The sequence below is a fragment of the Bradyrhizobium macuxiense genome (assembly GCF_001542415.1).
GTDB lineage: Bacteria > Pseudomonadota > Alphaproteobacteria > Rhizobiales > Xanthobacteraceae > Bradyrhizobium > Bradyrhizobium macuxiense.
This window is the reverse complement of sequence record NZ_LNCU01000030.1, coordinates 19617-36155: the sequence shown is the minus strand read 5'-3', so window position 1 is coordinate 36155 and position 16539 is coordinate 19617. Positions and strand designations below refer to the sequence as shown.

The 16539-nt window shown below is 60.1% G+C and carries 12 protein-coding genes and 2 pseudogenes; 6 read left to right on the top strand and 8 right to left on the bottom strand.

Features of this window, described 5'->3' with window-relative positions:
- Positions 1-2: 2 nt before the first annotated feature.
- Both AS156_RS06700 and AS156_RS06695 read right to left on the bottom strand, forming a co-directional pair.
- Positions 3-563, bottom strand: coding sequence for a sugar transferase (locus AS156_RS06700; protein ID WP_066501641.1), 561 nt, complete (start codon positions 561-563; stop codon positions 3-5).
- Positions 560-1507, bottom strand: coding sequence for an NAD-dependent epimerase/dehydratase family protein (locus AS156_RS06695; protein WP_066501639.1), 948 nt, complete (start codon positions 1505-1507; stop codon positions 560-562). The genes AS156_RS06700 and AS156_RS06695 overlap by 4 nt, the downstream gene beginning before the upstream one ends.
- A 465-nt stretch (positions 1508-1972) precedes the next feature.
- Here AS156_RS06695 and AS156_RS06690 point away from each other — a divergent pair, with 465 nt between their 5' ends.
- Both AS156_RS06690 and AS156_RS06685 read left to right on the top strand, forming a co-directional pair.
- The gene (locus tag AS156_RS06690) at positions 1973-4564 is read left to right on the top strand and encodes a hypothetical protein (RefSeq protein WP_066501635.1); all 2592 of its coding nucleotides are present in this window, start codon (positions 1973-1975) and stop codon (positions 4562-4564) included.
- 108 nt (positions 4565-4672) lie between these two features.
- Complete coding sequence (locus AS156_RS06685) at positions 4673-5695, top strand: NAD-dependent epimerase (RefSeq protein ID WP_066501630.1); 1023 nt, start codon at positions 4673-4675, stop codon at positions 5693-5695.
- A 37-nt stretch (positions 5696-5732) separates the two neighbouring features.
- Here the strand turns inward: AS156_RS06685 and AS156_RS06680 are convergent.
- From AS156_RS06680 to purU, 3 genes and pseudogenes are all read right to left on the bottom strand, one after another.
- Positions 5733-6500: pseudogene (locus tag AS156_RS06680) on the bottom strand (IS3 family transposase); the annotation flags it as partial.
- Positions 6497-7178, bottom strand: a pseudogene (locus AS156_RS06675) (IS5 family transposase); the annotation flags it as partial. The pseudogenes AS156_RS06680 and AS156_RS06675, both read right to left, overlap by 4 nt.
- 391 nt (positions 7179-7569) lie before the next feature.
- Positions 7570-8433: a formyltetrahydrofolate deformylase gene (gene purU, locus AS156_RS06670; protein ID WP_066501628.1), complete on the bottom strand. Its 864-nt coding sequence runs from the start codon at positions 8431-8433 to the stop codon at positions 7570-7572.
- A 136-nt stretch (positions 8434-8569) separates the two neighbouring features.
- Here purU and AS156_RS06665 point away from each other — a divergent pair, with 136 nt between their 5' ends.
- Positions 8570-9412, top strand: a complete 843-nt coding sequence (locus tag AS156_RS06665; protein ID WP_066501626.1) for a uroporphyrinogen-III synthase — start codon at positions 8570-8572, stop codon at positions 9410-9412.
- Positions 9413-9425: 13 nt separating this feature from the next.
- Here the strand turns inward: AS156_RS06665 and fcl are convergent, their stop codons facing one another.
- The 3 genes from fcl to AS156_RS06650 all read right to left on the bottom strand — a co-directional run bounded on the left by fcl (position 9426) and on the right by AS156_RS06650 (position 12263).
- Entirely contained in the window at positions 9426-10382 is a 957-nt protein-coding gene (gene fcl / locus AS156_RS06660; protein ID WP_066501622.1) for a GDP-L-fucose synthase, read from the bottom strand.
- Positions 10363-11448, bottom strand: coding sequence for a GDP-mannose 4,6-dehydratase (gmd, locus tag AS156_RS06655; RefSeq protein ID WP_066501621.1), 1086 nt, complete (start codon positions 11446-11448; stop codon positions 10363-10365). The genes fcl and gmd overlap by 20 nt, the downstream gene beginning before the upstream one ends.
- A gap of 140 nt (positions 11449-11588) precedes the next feature.
- On the bottom strand, positions 11589-12263 hold the full coding sequence (locus AS156_RS06650) for a Crp/Fnr family transcriptional regulator (RefSeq protein ID WP_066501619.1): 675 nt from the start codon (positions 12261-12263) through the stop codon (positions 11589-11591).
- Between the two features lie 382 nt (positions 12264-12645).
- Here AS156_RS06650 and AS156_RS06645 point away from each other — a divergent pair, with 382 nt between their 5' ends.
- The 3 genes from AS156_RS06645 (at position 12646) to AS156_RS06635 (ending at position 16536) form a co-directional block, all read left to right on the top strand.
- Positions 12646-13467 carry an ABC transporter ATP-binding protein gene (locus AS156_RS06645; RefSeq protein ID WP_066501618.1) on the top strand — a complete coding sequence of 274 codons (822 nt, stop codon included), beginning with the start codon at positions 12646-12648 and terminating at the stop codon, positions 13465-13467.
- Entirely contained in the window at positions 13464-15392 is a 1929-nt protein-coding gene (locus tag AS156_RS06640; RefSeq protein ID WP_066501616.1) for a long-chain fatty acid--CoA ligase, read from the top strand. The genes AS156_RS06645 and AS156_RS06640 overlap by 4 nt, the downstream gene beginning before the upstream one ends.
- 250 nt (positions 15393-15642) lie before the next feature.
- Positions 15643-16536 carry a branched-chain amino acid ABC transporter permease gene (locus AS156_RS06635; RefSeq protein WP_066501611.1) on the top strand — a complete coding sequence of 298 codons (894 nt, stop codon included), beginning with the start codon at positions 15643-15645 and terminating at the stop codon, positions 16534-16536.
- The last annotated feature ends 3 nt before the right edge of the window (positions 16537-16539 follow it).

Here is a 16539-nt window from a genome sequence, read left to right as displayed (position 1 = left end):
ATTCAAGTTCGAACGACTTGGTCAACCCCAACTCCGTGCCCTCGCAGAGTCGCCCAAAGCAGCTTTAGATCACCTAAAAAGCTTTGCGTGCGAACATAATGTGCGTCTATCTCCGCCAAGCGGTTCGGATTCGACATATCGATGCCCTTGACTTGCGCCAAGCCGGTGATGCCTGGGCGCACCTTGAGCACACCGAGCCTGCGCCGTTCTTGCACCAGTTCGACTTGGGATGGCAGGCACGGTCTAGGGCCGACTAAGCTCATATCTCCCGCCAGGACATTGAAAAGCTGTGGCAACTCATCAACCTTGAAGCGGCGAAGATAGGCGCCGAGCGTTGTGACCGCTGAGGCTGAGACCTGATGCGTCGGAATATCGCCAGTCCCGAAGAACATTGTTCGAAACTTGAAACAGACGAATTCGCAACCGTTCCTTCCGACACGATTTTGCCTGAAAATCGCCGGCCCAGCGCTTTCGAACCGGATAGCTGTCGCGACAATCAAAAGAACCGGCCAGAGAAACAACAAAAGAAGCGCGCAAATCATCACGTCAACCACGCGCTTCATTTGGAATGTCCCCGCCGGAGAGACATCGTTGCTTTCATCATCCTGCGTAGGCCTTCTCTCGTATCGACTTTGGGTAACCAGCCTACTTCTTGAAGATCAGCGGAACTAGCAACGAGGTCTCTCCCGATTCGGTCCCAAAGTGACTTGTGGCCAACTGCAACGATCAAAGCTCTAACCGCTGCTGGTGGGAACGGAATGAGATAAGGAGGGCGACCAGTCGCCGCACGCAGCGTCGAAAGCATTTCCGCCAAGGAAATGGGCTCCGGATCGGAGACGATGAAAGTACGATTGATGGTTCCTGGGTTCGCAAGGCAGACGATTACCGCTTCGATCAGATTCTCAATCGAGAGCAACGATCGTCGATTCTGAAACGCGCCGAAGGGAAGTGGCACGGGCAACGCTGCGATCCGCATGATTGTAGCAATATTGGCCTTGGCTCCCGGACCGTAAACGATGACCGGCCGCAAGATTGTAAAGGGCGCGCTAAGACGTCGAATTTCCTCTTCGGCGGCGAGCTTTGCTCGATCATACGCCGTGACGGGCTTAGGTACATCCCTCTCCGTTACGACGTGATCGCATGCCGACCCCGCCTGAGCGCCGATCGAGGACATGAAGATCAATCGCTTGACCCCCTGTGCTTCGCACTCGCGCACAAGCTTTACCGTTGCTGCTCGGTTTGCTCGCGCGTATTGACCACTATCGATGTGGCTACGATGCGCGATGGCGGCAAGATGAACAACAATATCCATGTGGCTTACGAGGGGCGCCCAATCAACCTCGCCCTCAAGGTCCGGCAATGCGACCCACTCCACGCCGGGCAAATCCGCCAAAGCCGTACGGGCGCGAGACGCTGCCCTAACCCAATGGCCGGCACTTGCGAGTGCAGTAACCAACGCCCTCCCAATAAATCCGGAAGAGCCTGTCACCAATATGCGCAACGACATTCCGTCACTCGTCTGCCGCCGGAACGGTTAGGGATCTAGCTGGGCTCTTCCTCTTGATAGAGGCGACTTACAGCGCTGAAGCCGGTCCATTACCGGTAAAATCTGGATCACAAGCCAGCACAAAGCGGATCCTCACTTCAGTCTATAATTCAGAAGCAACGGCCCCGAATAAGCGTCCTGGCTTGGATTACCAAGGTAGTGCCTACCGCAAACACCGATTGTTCGCAAGCGGTTCCGTCCCTCCTTGGGGGCCCGACAGACCTTTCCTAAGTCCTGATCCGAGGTCTCTCGTTTCGGTTAGCTGTCCGAGCGCTAGAACTCAAGGGCAATTGTCAGCGGTGATCCTAACATGTCGTTCGACAACGGATGTCTCGACTAGCGAGCCCAACTCCTACAGCGTATAAGAATGGACATCCCCCGACATTTTCGTAGGTCTAAGTTAACTCTAGTCGATTGATCCGGATCATGGAATTTGGCTTCACGCCGCATGAGAAAGTATCGCGACTGTTTGCGGCAGCGACGGTCACGCTCATCGTACTACATCTCGCACTTTGTGGCGCTCTCTGGATGGCGCCTCAGACATCGTTGTTAATTGCTCCTAGCGAGATTCGATCAGATACAGGAAACGCCTATTACGTCGTTGTCCAGTTTGGCCGAAGCGGCGTGTATCACTTGCCAACTGACTCTCCCCAAACGCCGTCGGCGTCGAATCTCACCATCTTCGAGAACGGCCACGCTCTTGGACCGCCACATTCGGCGCACATTGATATAAGGGAAAAGGGCGCCGGCAGGTTTTCGCACTGGGGAAATGGAGTATTCTTCTCAACAACTGACGGAAGCGATCCACGCAGCAACGGACGAGCTTATTCGATCCAGGCGGCGGCTGAACTACAGCCAACCCTTAAAGTTCAGCTGATCATCTCGCTTCTGTTAGCCGATCTAACGTATCTCTTCTTTTACGAGGATTTTCTCAGCCTCATCAGAAAGTGGGGTCGCGCCTCCTCAGTGGCGCTTGCCGTTCTTGTAGTCCTCCTTGCAGCGGCCTCGGCATCTGGCCTATTTGGCACCATCGTGGTCGCGAAGAATGGCCCGCCAAAAGATACAGCTTTAGTCGTTCAAATCCTGCAGCACGCATTCCTTGGTTGCGTAACCTCCATTGGCATCTGGGCAGCGGGTGCTGGTGTTTTGCGTCTCGTACTCGGAAACCGGTTTAGCGGCTTACCTGATATCTTGATCCCCGCCTTTCCCATCTCTCTCATATTACTCGCGGCGCTTGTCGCACTCGCTCTCGTAGCACCATGGGGCCGATCAATCGCTGTTATCATCTGGCTCGCTTGCCTCCTGCCGCTCTGCAGCTGGCGCCCTCCGCGCCGTCAAGTCATCGCCGCGTTGAAGGCAACGCTCGCAATTCTTCCTTTCGCTATCGCCTTCGGAGCCTGGTTAGCTCTTCTGTGGCATGGGCCGACAGACACTCTGTCAGCGGCGCCCTCAGGCGATCTTAGCTTCTATGCCGGCAATATATGGTCCTTCGCAAACCAAGCCTACCCAAACTTGGATCTGGGATATGCGAATGGCGAGGCCCGCGCTTACTTCAATAATCTCTATCCTGCACTAGGCGCAACACTCCTCTACCTTCCCAACTTCGATCCTTTCTTGTTCTTGCTGGCGGGTGGGGGCACATCCTACGTGCTGCTGACTGCGTTGACGCTTCATCTCTATGCGACCGATCGGATCGCTCGCTTTATTGGATCGCTTGATCTTGTGCTTTTGACATTGTCCATCGTCGTAGCTGCCCGATATCCATACTGGGTTGCGGAAAGTATTCCGATGGTTTTTGTTCCGGGGTTGACCATTTCGGTATGGTGGATGGCCCAACGGAATCACAAGGCGATTCTGTGGACTTTGGCAGCGATGACTGCGGGCCTAGTAGGATCCCTTCTCTCTAAGGTCGTGACCGCCGCTGTCCTCGTCCCATTGGGCTCTACTGGAGCCTGGTCTCGTCTCCCGAGTCTTGCGCGAGGCGCCAAGCTCGCGGTTCTTATGATCACCGGTGCGTTTTCAATCTACAGCGCAATCATGCTGTTTCGCTTTCTACCGATGTTCATCGCAATCGCCAATCCGGGTCCCGAAAGCTATCTCACGCCAAACTGGTACTATATCGGGCGAGATGCGGGAGCCACATTGATGGGGGCAACGGTCTGGATGTTTGCAGACGTGTCCACTGCATTGGTGCTTTCCTTCGGAGTGGCCACCTTTTTGGTCTTTCCGTTTCTTTTCCAGGCGAATTTTGTTTGCGTTTCGATATTGCTCGGACTGTTGTTGATATCGGCCGGAAAATTGTCGATTTTCACTAGAACGCTAGCCTTCACGTCGTTTGTGCTATGCCTGCCTGCACTCATCTGGGGAGATCCAGCAGGTGCCTCTAGCGGAGTCATTTGGATTATTTGCCTAGGCGGAGCTACCCTCACCGCTCTGCTTGGCAGACCTGTCGACAACGTCGCCACTGCCCCCCAAACGTCCCTGGGGACGATTGGTTCGATTTCCGCAGCGACATTGGCCGTGATCGTCTGGGGGCTTCTTGGCGTTGCTCGCGGATCGATCATTGCCGACTCCGGATGGCACTTCGTTCAAAGCACTCCACTAACACCGGCCTTGAAGGAAATCTGGACGGCGGTGCGAGAACGTACGCCGCTGGATGCCCTGATCTTCACCGACCAGGTCGACGAGAGCTCGAATATCCTCGGCGGCTGGAATACCTACGCCTATTCGGGACAACGCCAAGTCTATCTGTCATCCTATTACACGAGTGCGGACTTGAGGCCGAACAAGCTAAAGCTCGAACAAGTGCTTACAGTCAACAAAGCGGTACTTGAAGGCATGCGTCCGCCGCAAAGCGTGCCAACGCGTCGCAAATATGGATCCTTTTATGGCGTGGTTTCAGCAAGCAAAGACGCTCCCTCAGATTGGCGGCTGATCTTCAAGAATAACCAATACGCGCTGTACGATATCGCCGGACAATCCAGTGGCCTTCGAAAGGTGTCGCCGACGACGCCTTGAGATTTTCGGGATTGGGCCTACTCCTTGTGACTGTACAGCGGCACACGATAGAAATAGTTATGAAACCGCGATGAACGCGGTAGGTATCATGGAAAGGCTGATTACGAGATGCGCGTTTTGGTCACGGGCAACGCAGGCTTCATCGGATTTCATGTCGCAAGCCAATTGCTAAGCCGAGGCGACGCTGTCGTGGGCGCCGACGTCGTAAACGACTACTATTCGACTGAAATTAAGGAAGCTCGTCTTGCACTCCTTAAGCAAGGCGCCACGCAAAGCGGGAGCGAATATCGCTTCCATCGAGTGAATTTAGCCGACCCCGCCGCAGTCAGCGCTTGCTTCGCGGATGGACCCTTTGACCGAGTCATTCACCTCGCAGCCCAGGCCGGCGTTCGTTACAGCTTGGAAAAGCCAGCCGCTTACGTGGAGAGCAATCTAGTTGCTTTCGCCAACATCTTAGAGGCTTGCCGGCACTCCAATGTAGGGCATCTAACGTATGCAAGCACGAGCAGCGTCTACGGCGCTAATACTCTAATGCCGTTCAGCGAAAGACAGGGCGTCGATCATCCCCTGCAGTTTTACGCAGCGACCAAGCGCGCCAACGAACTGATGGCACATAGTTATAGTCATCTGTTCAGACTTCCTACGAGTGGGTTGCGCTTCTTTACTGTATATGGTCCGTGGGGCCGCCCGGACATGGCCCTGTTCCTATTCACCAAGAACATTCTCGCAGGAAAGCCTATCCAATTATTCAATAATGGCGCACACCTTCGCGACTTCACTTATGTGGACGACATCGTTGAGGGCGTAATCCGAGTAAGCGACGACATAGCCACTCCGAATCCAGGCTGGAATAGCGACCGCCCCGATCCGTCGACAAGCAGCGCGCCATTCCGTTTACTCAACATCGGAAACAATGCGCCAGTTCAACTCACAGAGTATGTTGACGCGATAGAAGCGGCCTTAGGCAAGAAAGCTATTAGGGAGCTACTTCCGTTGCAGCCTGGCGACGTGCCGAATACCTACGCTGATGTACGCGCACTCGTACATGCGGTCGACTATCGTCCCAACACCCCCGTTCGGCTCGGAGTTTCGCATTTCGTGAAATGGTATCGGCAGTACTTCGAAATATAAGTGGGAGCTTGTGACCTGCTCCCCTGTTTGCCCTCGTTTATAAGGAGAGTCTGTTCTGGGTTTGGCCCCTGTTGGGGCGGGTTGCGAACTCGGTCGGTGTGAGCCCGTTGAGGCTCGTGTGCGGTCGGTTGGTGTTGTAGTCGATCCTCCATTCCTCGATGATCTGGCGCGCCTCGTTGAGATTGGCGAACAGGTGCTCGTTCAAGCACTCATCGCGCAGCCGGCCGTTGAAGCTTTCGACAAAGCCGTTCTGCATCGGCTTGCCGGGCGCGATGTAGTGCCACTCGATCCCAAGCTCCTCCTGCCAGGCCAGGATCGCATTCGAGGTGAACTCGGTGCCGTTGTCGCTGACGATCATGCGCGGGCAGCCTCGGCTTTCGATGATCTGGCCAAGTTCACGGACCACGCGTAGCGCGGTGAGCGAGGTGTCGACGACCAGGCCAAGGCATTCCCGGGTGAAGTCGTCGACCAAGGTCAGGACACGGAAGCGCCGGCCGCTGGAGAGCGTGTCCATCACGAAGTCGAGCGACCAGCGCAGGTTCTGATCTTGCGGGATCGCCATCGGCGCCCGGGTGCCCAGTGCCCGTTTGCGGCCACCGCGCTTGCGCACGCTCAGCCGTTCCTCCTTGTAGAGCCGGTAAAGTTTCTTCCGATTGATCCGGACCCCTTGCCGAGCCAATAGCAGCCCCAGACGCCGATAGCCGAACCGGCGTCTTTGCGAAGCCAATTCCTTCAACCGGGTACGCAACGCGCCATCGTCCGGCCGGGTCGAGGCATAGCGATAGGTCTTCGGCTGCAGGCCAACAGACCGTGGCGGTTCTCCATCAGCCCGTGCCCAATGAAGCACAGCTTCGTCTCCTTGCCTTTGCCCTTGCGGTACAGCCTGGCATCCGGATCGGTGGTCGAAGCATGGGTGTCATTGGAGCGCTTCTGGCCATGGAAGTCCGCATCGGCATTGCGGCCGCCGCCTTGGCTCGGCGGCTCGCCAGAGCCATTCTTCGGCTTGACGCTCTTCATCGAGGCCCAGGCCTCGATCAGGGTGCCATCGACCGAGAAGTGATCACTCGATAGAAGTCTCTTTACCCTGGGCTGCGCCAGCATCGCCGCCAGGAACTTGGCCGCGATGTCGCTTTCCAGCAGCCGGTCGCAGGTTCTTTGAGAACACCGAATGGTCCCAGGCTGCATCGTCGACGCCGATCCCGACGAACCAGCGAAACAGCAAATCATATTCCAGCCGCTCCATCGGAAGCCGCTCCGAACGGAGCGAATAAAACGCCTGTAACAGCATCGCCCGCAGCAGCTTCTCCGGAGGGATCGACGGCCGCCCGATCGGCGAATAGAGCGCGGCAAACTCGCGCTCCAGCTCTGACAACGCCTCGTTCACCATCGTCCGGATCACTCGCAGCGGATGATCTCGCCGCACCCGCGCCTCCAGATCGACGTAGCTGAACAGCTCGCCCGTTCGATTGTCCTCGCCGCGCACGCATCATCTCCCGAATCCTGTCGGAGACAATGAATCACGGTCACCGGTCCGCGGCGAGCGCCCTTTCATCAGCCTGCTAGAGCAACCTCCGCTTCGGCTGTCGCGTTGAGCGCGTTGCCTCACCGCTCAATTACAACGGGGGGAGCATATTCAGTGCCAGGACGTGCGGCATTTTTGACGCACGTCAGCCCAGATGCACCGATCGCATAACGAACTCGTCGACCTAGACTGACACGTTAATTTCTTTCGGCACCATCAGGAGCACCTGACGGGTCACCCTGAGCCCGATCTTCGCCAGCATTTCCGGTGAGAAGTTCATAGGGCTCGTTCTTCCTGAGACGCTGCAAAGCCCTTAGAGAGACGGTCACTTGTGACATGATACAATCGTTGATCAATCGACAAACACTACGGTCTTGCGGCCGTTAAGGATAACGCGGTCGGCCAAATGGTAGCGGATTGCGCGCGCCAGGACGCGGCGCTCGATGTCGCGGCCCTTGCGGACGAGATCTTCCGGTGTGTCGCGGTGGCTGATGCGCTCGACGTCCTGGTCGATGATCGGCCCCTCGTCGAGATCGCTGGTGACGTAATGCGCAGTGGCGCCGATCAGCTTGACACCGCGCTCATGCGCCTGATGGTAGGGCTTGGCGCCCTTGAAGCCCGGCAGGAACGAGTGATGGATGTTGATGCAACGGCCGGACAGCCGCGCCGACATCTCGTCCGACAGGATCTGCATGTAGCGCGCCAGCACCACGAGATCGGTCTGGGTGTCCTGCGCTAGCTTCCACACCGCGTCCTCCTGCTGGCGCTTAGTCTCCCGCGTCACCGGCAAATAGTGGAACGGGATGTCGCCGAAATCGAGCGAGCCATAGGTCTCGCGCGGGTGGTTGGAGACGATCGCGGTCGGGATCATCTCGAGCTCGCCGGTACGCCAGCGATAGAGAATGTCGACGAGGCAGTGATCGGACTTGGACACCAGCAGCATCACGCGGCGGTGACTGGCACGGTCCCGCATCTGCCATTCCATGGCGAAACGTTCGGCAATCGCGGCAAAGCCGGTCTGCAGCGCCGAGAGACCGACCGCGAGGTCGGCCGCGGTGAACACCACGCGCATGAAGAACTTGCCCGTCTCCATATCGTCGAACTGCTGGGCGTCCAGGATATTCTGCCCGTTATGGGCCAGAAAGGTCGACACCGCGGAGACGATTCCCGGGCGATCGGGACAGGACAGGGTCAGAACGAATTGATGGTCGGGCATACCAATTAACCAGAAGTTGAGCAGGAGCGCGGAGCGACGATTTTCGGCCCTCGTCTAACACCGCGCACCCCTTGCGCCAATCCCGCGGCAGGGTTCAAATCGAACAAATGACGGCAATGTTTGTTGAAGCACCATCATGGCTGACCGGCTGAACGGCTACCGCATCCTAATCCTAGAGACGCGCGAGGAGGCCCAATTTTCCCGCCTGCTCACCGAGCAGGGCGCCGACGTGCTGCAATGCCCGATGTTCACCATCCATGACGCGCCCGACCCGGCGCCGATCGAGGCCTGGATCCGCCGCGCCATCGAACGGCCGCTCGACGACCTCGTGCTGATGACCGGCGAAGGCCTGCGCCGGCTGATAACGGTGGTACGCCGGATCGGGGTCGGGGCGGAGTTCGTCGGCAGCCTCGCCACGACACGCAAATTCGCCCGCGGGCCGAAGCCCGGGCGGGCCCTGCGCGAGATCGGGCTGGAGCCCCAGATGACGACGGAAAAGCCGACGTCGGAAGGCGTCATCGAGATGCTGGCAAAGCTCGACCTGAACGACCGCCGCCTTGGCCTGCAGCTTTATCCGGACAAGGACCACGCCGCGCTGATCGGCGCGATCAAGGCGCAGGGCGCCGACGTCGATACCGTGCTGCCCTACGTTTACGATGCGCGCGCCGCCGATGCCAACATCGTCACCGCGATCGGCGAGCTGGCGCAGGGCCGCATCGATGCGATCGCGCTGACGAGTTCGGGCCAGGTTCGCCGCCTGATGGACGTGGCGCAGGCGCACAATTGTGAAGCACAGTTGCGCGATGGACTGAAGCACACGCCGATCGCCTCCGTCGGCCCCGTCGTGTCCGACGAGTTGAAGGCCTACGGCCTCGGCACGGATATCTATCCGGCGAACGATGCGTTCTTCATGAAGCCGCTGATCTCGGCGATGGCCGCGGCGCTGGCAAAGAATCCGCCGCGGACACTGGCGAAGTGATCAGCTCGGCGCCCTACTCCGCCGCCTGCTTCGTCTCGCTGAGATAGGCCTGATATGCGAGCCTGATGCCGTCATCGAGCGAGGTGGTGGCGCGCCAGCCGAGCCTGGCGAGGCGGCTGATGTCGAGCAGCTTGCGCGGCGTGCCGTCCGGGCGCGTCGGGTCAAAGCTGATCTCACCGCGATAGCCGACGATAGCCGCGACCACGCGGGCGAATTCGGCGATGGTGATGTCCTCGCCGGTGCCGATATTGACCAGCTCGGGCGAGGAATAGGTCTTCATCAGGTGGATGCAGGCGTCGGCGAGATCATCGACGTAGAGGAACTCGCGGCGCGGCATCCCAGTGCCCCACACCACGACGCTGCTCGCCCCCGACAGCTTGGCCTCATGGAAGCGGCGGATCAGCGCCGCGACGACGTGGCTGTATTCGGGATGATAATTGTCGCCGGGGCCGTAGAGATTGGTCGGCATCACGCTGATGAAATCGGAGCCGTATTGGCTGCGATAGGCCTCCGCCATCTTGACGCCGGCGATCTTGGCAATCGCATAGGGCTCGTTGGTCTGCTCCAGCGCGCCGGTCAGCATCGAATCTTCGCGCAGAGGCTGTGGGGCCAACCGCGGATAGATGCACGACGAGCCGAAGAACATCAGCTTCTCGCAGCCATTGGCATGGGCCGCCTGGATCACGTTGGTCGAGATCGCCAGATTGTCATGGAGGAACTCGGCCCGCAGCGTGTTGTTGGCGACGATGCCGCCGACCTTGGCCGCAGCAAGGAACACCGCCTGCGGCCGCTTCGCCGCAAACCACGCATTCACCGCAGCCTGATTGCGCAGATCGACCTCGCTGCGCGGCACTGTCAGCAGTTCGCTCCCCTCGCGCGCCAGCCGGCGCATCAGCGCCGAGCCGACCATGCCGCGATGGCCGGCGACGAAGACCCTCTTGCCCTTCAGTTCAAACGGAGTGCTTGCCATTGGCGGCGTCCTGTCTGGCATCGGCGAGATCGCTGGCGACCATCTCCTTCACCAGCTGCGCAAAGGGTGTCTTGGGCTTCCAGCCGAGCTTGGCGCGCGCCTTGCTGGCGTCGCCGATCAGGAGATCGACCTCGGTCGGGCGGAAATAGGTCGGATCGATGCGCACCACGGTCTTGCTGGACGCCTTGTCGATGCCGGCTTCCTCGACGCCCTTGCCGCGCCATTCGATCGTGCGTCCGACCTCGGCGAACGCCCGCTCGATGAATTCGCGCACCGAATGCGTCTCGCCGGTGGCCAGCACGAAGTCGTCGGGCGCATCTGCCTGCAGGATCATGTGCATGCCCTCGACATAGTCACGCGCATGGCCCCAGTCACGCTTGGCCTCGAGATTGCCCAGATAGATCGTCTCTTCCAGGCCGACCTCGATGCGGGCAACACCGCGCGTGATCTTGCGCGTCACGAAGGTTTCGCCGCGGATCGGGCTCTCGTGGTTGAACAGGATGCCGTTGCTGGCGAATATACCGTAGGCCTCGCGATAGTTCACCGTGATCCAATAGCCGTAGAGCTTCGCCACGCCGTAAGGCGAGCGCGGATAGAACGGCGTGCTCTCCCTTTGCGGCACTTCCTGCACCAGACCGTAAAGTTCCGAAGTCGAGGCCTGGTAGAACCGCGTCTCCTTCTCCATGCCGAGGATCCGGATTGCCTCCAAAACGCGCAGCACGCCGATCGCGTCGGCGTTGGCGGTGTATTCCGGGCTCTCGAAGCTGACCGCGACATGGCTCTGTGCGGCCAGATTGTAGACCTCGGTCGGCCGGATTTGCTGCATCAGCCGGATCAGATTGGTGGAATCCGTCATGTCGCCGTAATGCATCAGGAACGGGACGTTGCCGACATGCGGGTCCTGGTAGAGGTGATCTACACGCGCGGTGTTGAACGAGGACGACCGGCGCTTGATCCCATGCACGGCATAACCGAGGCCGAGCAGATATTCGGCGAGATATGCGCCGTCCTGCCCGGTGACACCGGTGATCAGCGCAACGCGCCGCTTCGAATCCTGAACTGCCATGTCTTCTCCAGAGCGGGAAACCCGCGCGGTCCTAATCGGCTCGGTCTGTAGCATCCGACCCGAACCAAGTCTAATGCCATAATCTTTTGAAATCAGCCATTTAGGAGCACTACGGATGATCCGCCCACCCCCACTCATTCTCATTCACCATAGTGGCGCAGCCGCTCCAGGTCGATGATGGTCACCCCGCCATATTCGAGCCGGAGCAACCCTTCCCGTTCCAGCCGCTTCAGGCACTGATTGGCGTTCTGCCGGGAGATTCCGGACAGTGCGCCGATCTCCTCCTGGGTGATTTCCAGATGCAGCGTGAGTTCGGGATAGAGGATCGGATTGAACAGCGAAGCAATCGAGCGGGCAAGCCGCTCCGTCGCGTCCAGCGTGCGGCCGTATTCCAGCAGCGCGATGAACTGGCCGAGCCGCTCGTTGAGCTGCCCAACCAGGAAGCGGTTGAAGCCGACGCTGTTCTCGAACAGCCAGACGAAGGTCCGGCGATCCATCATCGCCAGGCGCGTATCGCGCAACGCGACCACGTCGTAGCGCCGCAGCTCGTTCTTGAGCACGGTGCCTTCGCCGAACCAGGCGCCGGCAGTGAGGCCGGCGAAGCTCGCCGCCTTGCCGCGGCGGGACACGATGCCCATGCGGGCCAGCCCGCTGACGATGCCGGTCCAGTACTGGAAGTTATCGCCGCGCATGAAGATGAATTCGTTGGCGCGATAGGATTTCTCGGCGATGCCGGCGCGGGCGACGTCGATTTCCTGCTCGGTCAATTCGCGCGACCAGGCCGCGATGCGCCTCAGGTAATCAGCAGCAATCATTCGAGCGACGGCGTCCCACCCCAGGCTTATTGCACCGCAACAACATCGGTTCGGCTGAAAGTCCGAAGGCGAGGAATGCCAACGAAAATTTCCTGGCCAAATGTCGGGCACATGACAATCCAACCTATCGCTTTCCCGTATTGAGAGCCACCTCGCGTAACGCCGCGCGCCCAATCGAGTGGATCGCCGCGGAGGTTGGCGCGAGGCTGGGTCAGGTGGGTGCGGCGTTACCGCACATGACGCGGGTGATCGAGAGGAGCGAAGCTCCCGAACGCCCGGCATCATGAGCCGGATGGTCTCCCCACAGCGGCCCATGTAAGATCGATTGTGCTTTCGAGCGAGAGATAAGAGCGCGCCAAGCGCCGTATCTGGAGGGAACAGGGTGGCCTACAGTCTGGAGGTGCGCGAGGTCTCGTTGCGCTTTGGCGGCGTCCGCGCGCTGACCGAAGTAAGCTTCGGCGTCAACGAGGGCGAGCTGTTCTCCATCATCGGCCCGAACGGCGCCGGCAAGACCTCGATCGTCAACTGCATCTCCGGCCGCTACAAGCCGACCGAAGGCCAGCTGTTCTATCGCGGCCGCGACATCACCGGCCTCAATCCGAATGCGCGTCCTGCGCTCGGCATCGGCCGCACCTTCCAGAATCTCGCGCTATTCCACCACATGAGCGTGCTCGACAACATCATGGTCGGCCGCCACCACCTCCTGAAGAACAATTTCATCACGGGATCGCTGTACTGGCTGACCGGCGCGCGCCGCGAGGAGCTCAAGCATCGCCGCAAGGTCGAGGAGATCATCGACTTCCTCGACCTGCAATCGGTGCGCAAGGCGACTGCCGGCACCCTGTCCTACGGCCTGCGCAAGCGCGTGGAGCTTGCCCGCGCGATGGCGCTGGAGCCGCAGCTGATCCTGCTCGACGAACCGATGGCCGGCATGAACTTCGAAGAGAAGGAAGACATGGCGCGCTACATCGTCGATCTCAACGAAGAGTTCGGCATGACGGTGATGATGATCGAGCACGACATGGGCGTCGTGATGGACATCTCCCACCGCGTGATGGTGCTGGATTTCGGCCGCAAGATCGCCGAGGGCGATCCGGCGACCGTGCTCGCCGATCCCCACGTCAAGCGCGCCTATCTCGGCGAAGAGGACGAGGTGCTGGTCGATCCCGACGACAAGCCGGCGGTGCGGGAGAGCGCCGCATGATGGACTATGCCGGACGCGCCGCACAGGCCAACACCTTTCCCAAGATGCTGCGCCTCAACGCCAGGGAGCATGGCAACGAGATTGCGCTCCGCGAAAAGGATTTCGGGCTGTGGCGCGAATTCACTTGGAACGACTACCAGACGCGGACCCATGACTTCGCCCTCGGCATGGTCGCGCTCGGCATCGGCCGCGGCGACGTGATCGGCATCATCGGCGACAACCGACCGGACTGGGTTGCCGCCGAGATCGCCAGCCATGCGATCGGCGCGATGAGCCTTGGTCTCTATCGCGACGTCCTGGATGAGGAGGCCGCCTATCTCCTGAATTACGGTGAGGCCAGACTCGTCTTCGCCGAGGACGAGGAGCAGATCGACAAGCTGCTCGGCCTCGCCGACCGCGTCCCCCATCTCAAGCACATCGTCTATTCCGATCCGCGCGGCATGCGGAAATACGACGACCCGCGCCTGATGGAGGCGGACAAGCTCGTCGCGATGGGGCGCGAGCGTGCAGCGCGCGAGCCCGGGCTCTACGACAAGCTGGTCGACGCCACGAAGGGCGAAGACGTCGCGATCCTCTGTACGACCTCGGGCACCACCGCCAACCCGAAGCTTGCGATGCTTGCGGCTGGCCGCGTGCTGCGGCACTGCGCGACCTATCTCGCCTTCGACCCCAAGGGGCCGGACGACGAATATGTGTCGGTGCTGCCGCTGCCCTGGATCATGGAACAGGTCTACGCCCTCGGCAAAGGACTGCTCTGCCGGATGAAGGTCAACTTCGTCGAAGAGCCCGACACCATGATGAACGATTTCCGCGAGATCGCGCCGACCTTCGTGCTGTTCGCGCCGCGCGTGTGGGAATCGATCGCCGCCGACGTCCGCGCCGGCGTGATGGACGCCTCCCCGCTCAAGCAGAAGCTCTATGACCTCGGAATGAAGACCGGGCTTGCGGCGCTCGCCGAAGGCAAGCATTCGATGTTCGCCGACAAGGTCTTGTTCCGTGCGCTGCGCGACCGGCTCGGGTTCACACGGCTGCGCTCGGCGGCGACCGGAGGTGCTGCGCTCGGGCCTGATACCTTCAAATTCTTCCGGGCGATGGGCGTGCCGCTGCGCACGCTCTACGGCCAGACCGAGCTGCTCGGCGCCTACACGCTGCACCCCGAGCACAAGATCGATCCCGATACGACCGGCATCCCGATGGCCGACGATGTCGAGATCCGGATCGACAACCCCGACGTCAACGGCGTCGGCGAGATCGTGGTGCGCCATCCCAACATGTTCCTCGGCTACTACAAGAATCCCGAAGCGTCGGTGGCCGACATCAAGGATGGCTGGATGTACTCTGGCGACGCCGGCTACTACAACGGCCACAAGCAGCTCGTCGTGATCGACCGCATCAAGGATCTCGCCGAGACCTCGCGGGGCGAACGCTTCTCGCCGCAATATATCGAGAACAAGCTGAAGTTCTCGCCCTATGTCGCTGAAGCCGTCGTGCTCGGCTCAGGCCGCGATGCACTCGCCGCGATGATCTGCATCCGCTACTCGATCATCTCGAAATGGGCGGAGAAGAACCGGATCTCGTTCACGACTTACACCGACCTGTCCTCGCGCCCCGAGGTCTATGCGCTGCTTCGGAAGGAAGTCGAGACCGTCAACACCACGCTGCCGCCGGCGCAACGCATCTCGCGCTTCCTGCTGCTCTACAAGGAGCTCGACGCCGACGACGGCGAGCTGACCCGCACGAGAAAGGTCCGCCGCGGCGTCATCAACGAGAAATACGCCGACATCATCGAGGCGATCTATTGCGGCAAAGCGAGCATCCCCGTCGACACCGTGATCCGCTTCCAGGACGGCACGACACAGCGAGTGCGGACTACGTTGCAGGTGGTCGATCTCGGCCGCGCCGCGACCGCGGAGGCGGTGGAATGAGGGCACCGCTAGAACAGAGCTCGCTGCGCATTACTGCGCCCTCTCCACTTGTGGGAGAGGGCAGCTCCGACGATCGACGAGAGCTCGCTTGGATGAGGGGTCCTCTCTCCACGATCTCGATGCGGAAACAACCCCTCACCCGGCTTCGCGGAGTTTATCATCGGGCGGCGCTTCGCGCCGACCCGGTGGCGAAGCCACCCTCTCCCACAAGGGGAGAGGGTGCAGCCGCCGTTCGGAGCGACCGCACCCCATGAACACCCAGTTCCTAATCCAGCTCGTCGTCAACGGCCTCGTGGTCGGTACGCTCTATGGCGTGGTCGCGATGTCGTTTGTGCTGATCTACAAGGCGACGCAGGTCGTGAACTTCGCGCAGGGCGAACTGCTGCTGGTCGGCGCCTGGGTGTGCTGGGCCCTGCTGACCAAATACCAGCTGCCGTTCTGGATCGGCATGCCCATCACGCTGGTGTTCATGTTCGTCTTCGGCATCGCGATCCAGGTGGTGATCCTGCGTCCGATGATCGGCGAGCCGATCATCTCCGTCATCATGGTGACGATCGGCCTGTCGACGGTGTTCCAGGCCGCTCTGAAGTGGATCTTCGGCGTCAACCCGCAGCCGTTCCCGCGCGTATTCGAGAGCCAGTCTGTCAGCCTGTTCGGACTGCAGATCCAGACCGTCTATGTCATGAGCCTCGTGGTATCGCTCGCGATGATGGTCGGCATGGCCTGGTTCTTCCGCGCCTCGAAATACGGCCTTGCGATGCGCGCCACCGCGTTCAACCAGCAGGTCGCGCAATCGCTCGGCATTTCCGTCAAGAGCGTGTTCGCCATGGCATGGGCGATCTCGGCCACGGTCTCGGCGGTCGCCGGCGTCGTGGTGGCGGTGGTCAACGGCGTGTCATCCGGCCTCTCCGCCTACGGCATCAAGGTGTTTCCGGCCGCGATCCTGGGCGGCCTTGACTCCGTCGGCGGCGCCGTGCTGGGCGGCATCATCATCGGGCTGCTGGAGAACGTCGCACAATATGTCGACAGCGAGTATCTGCACTGGGGCAATCTCTACGAAATCGCACCGTTCTACGTCCTGATCATCATCCTGATGATCAAGCCCTATGGCCTGTTCGGCACCAAGGACATCGAGCGGATCTGATCC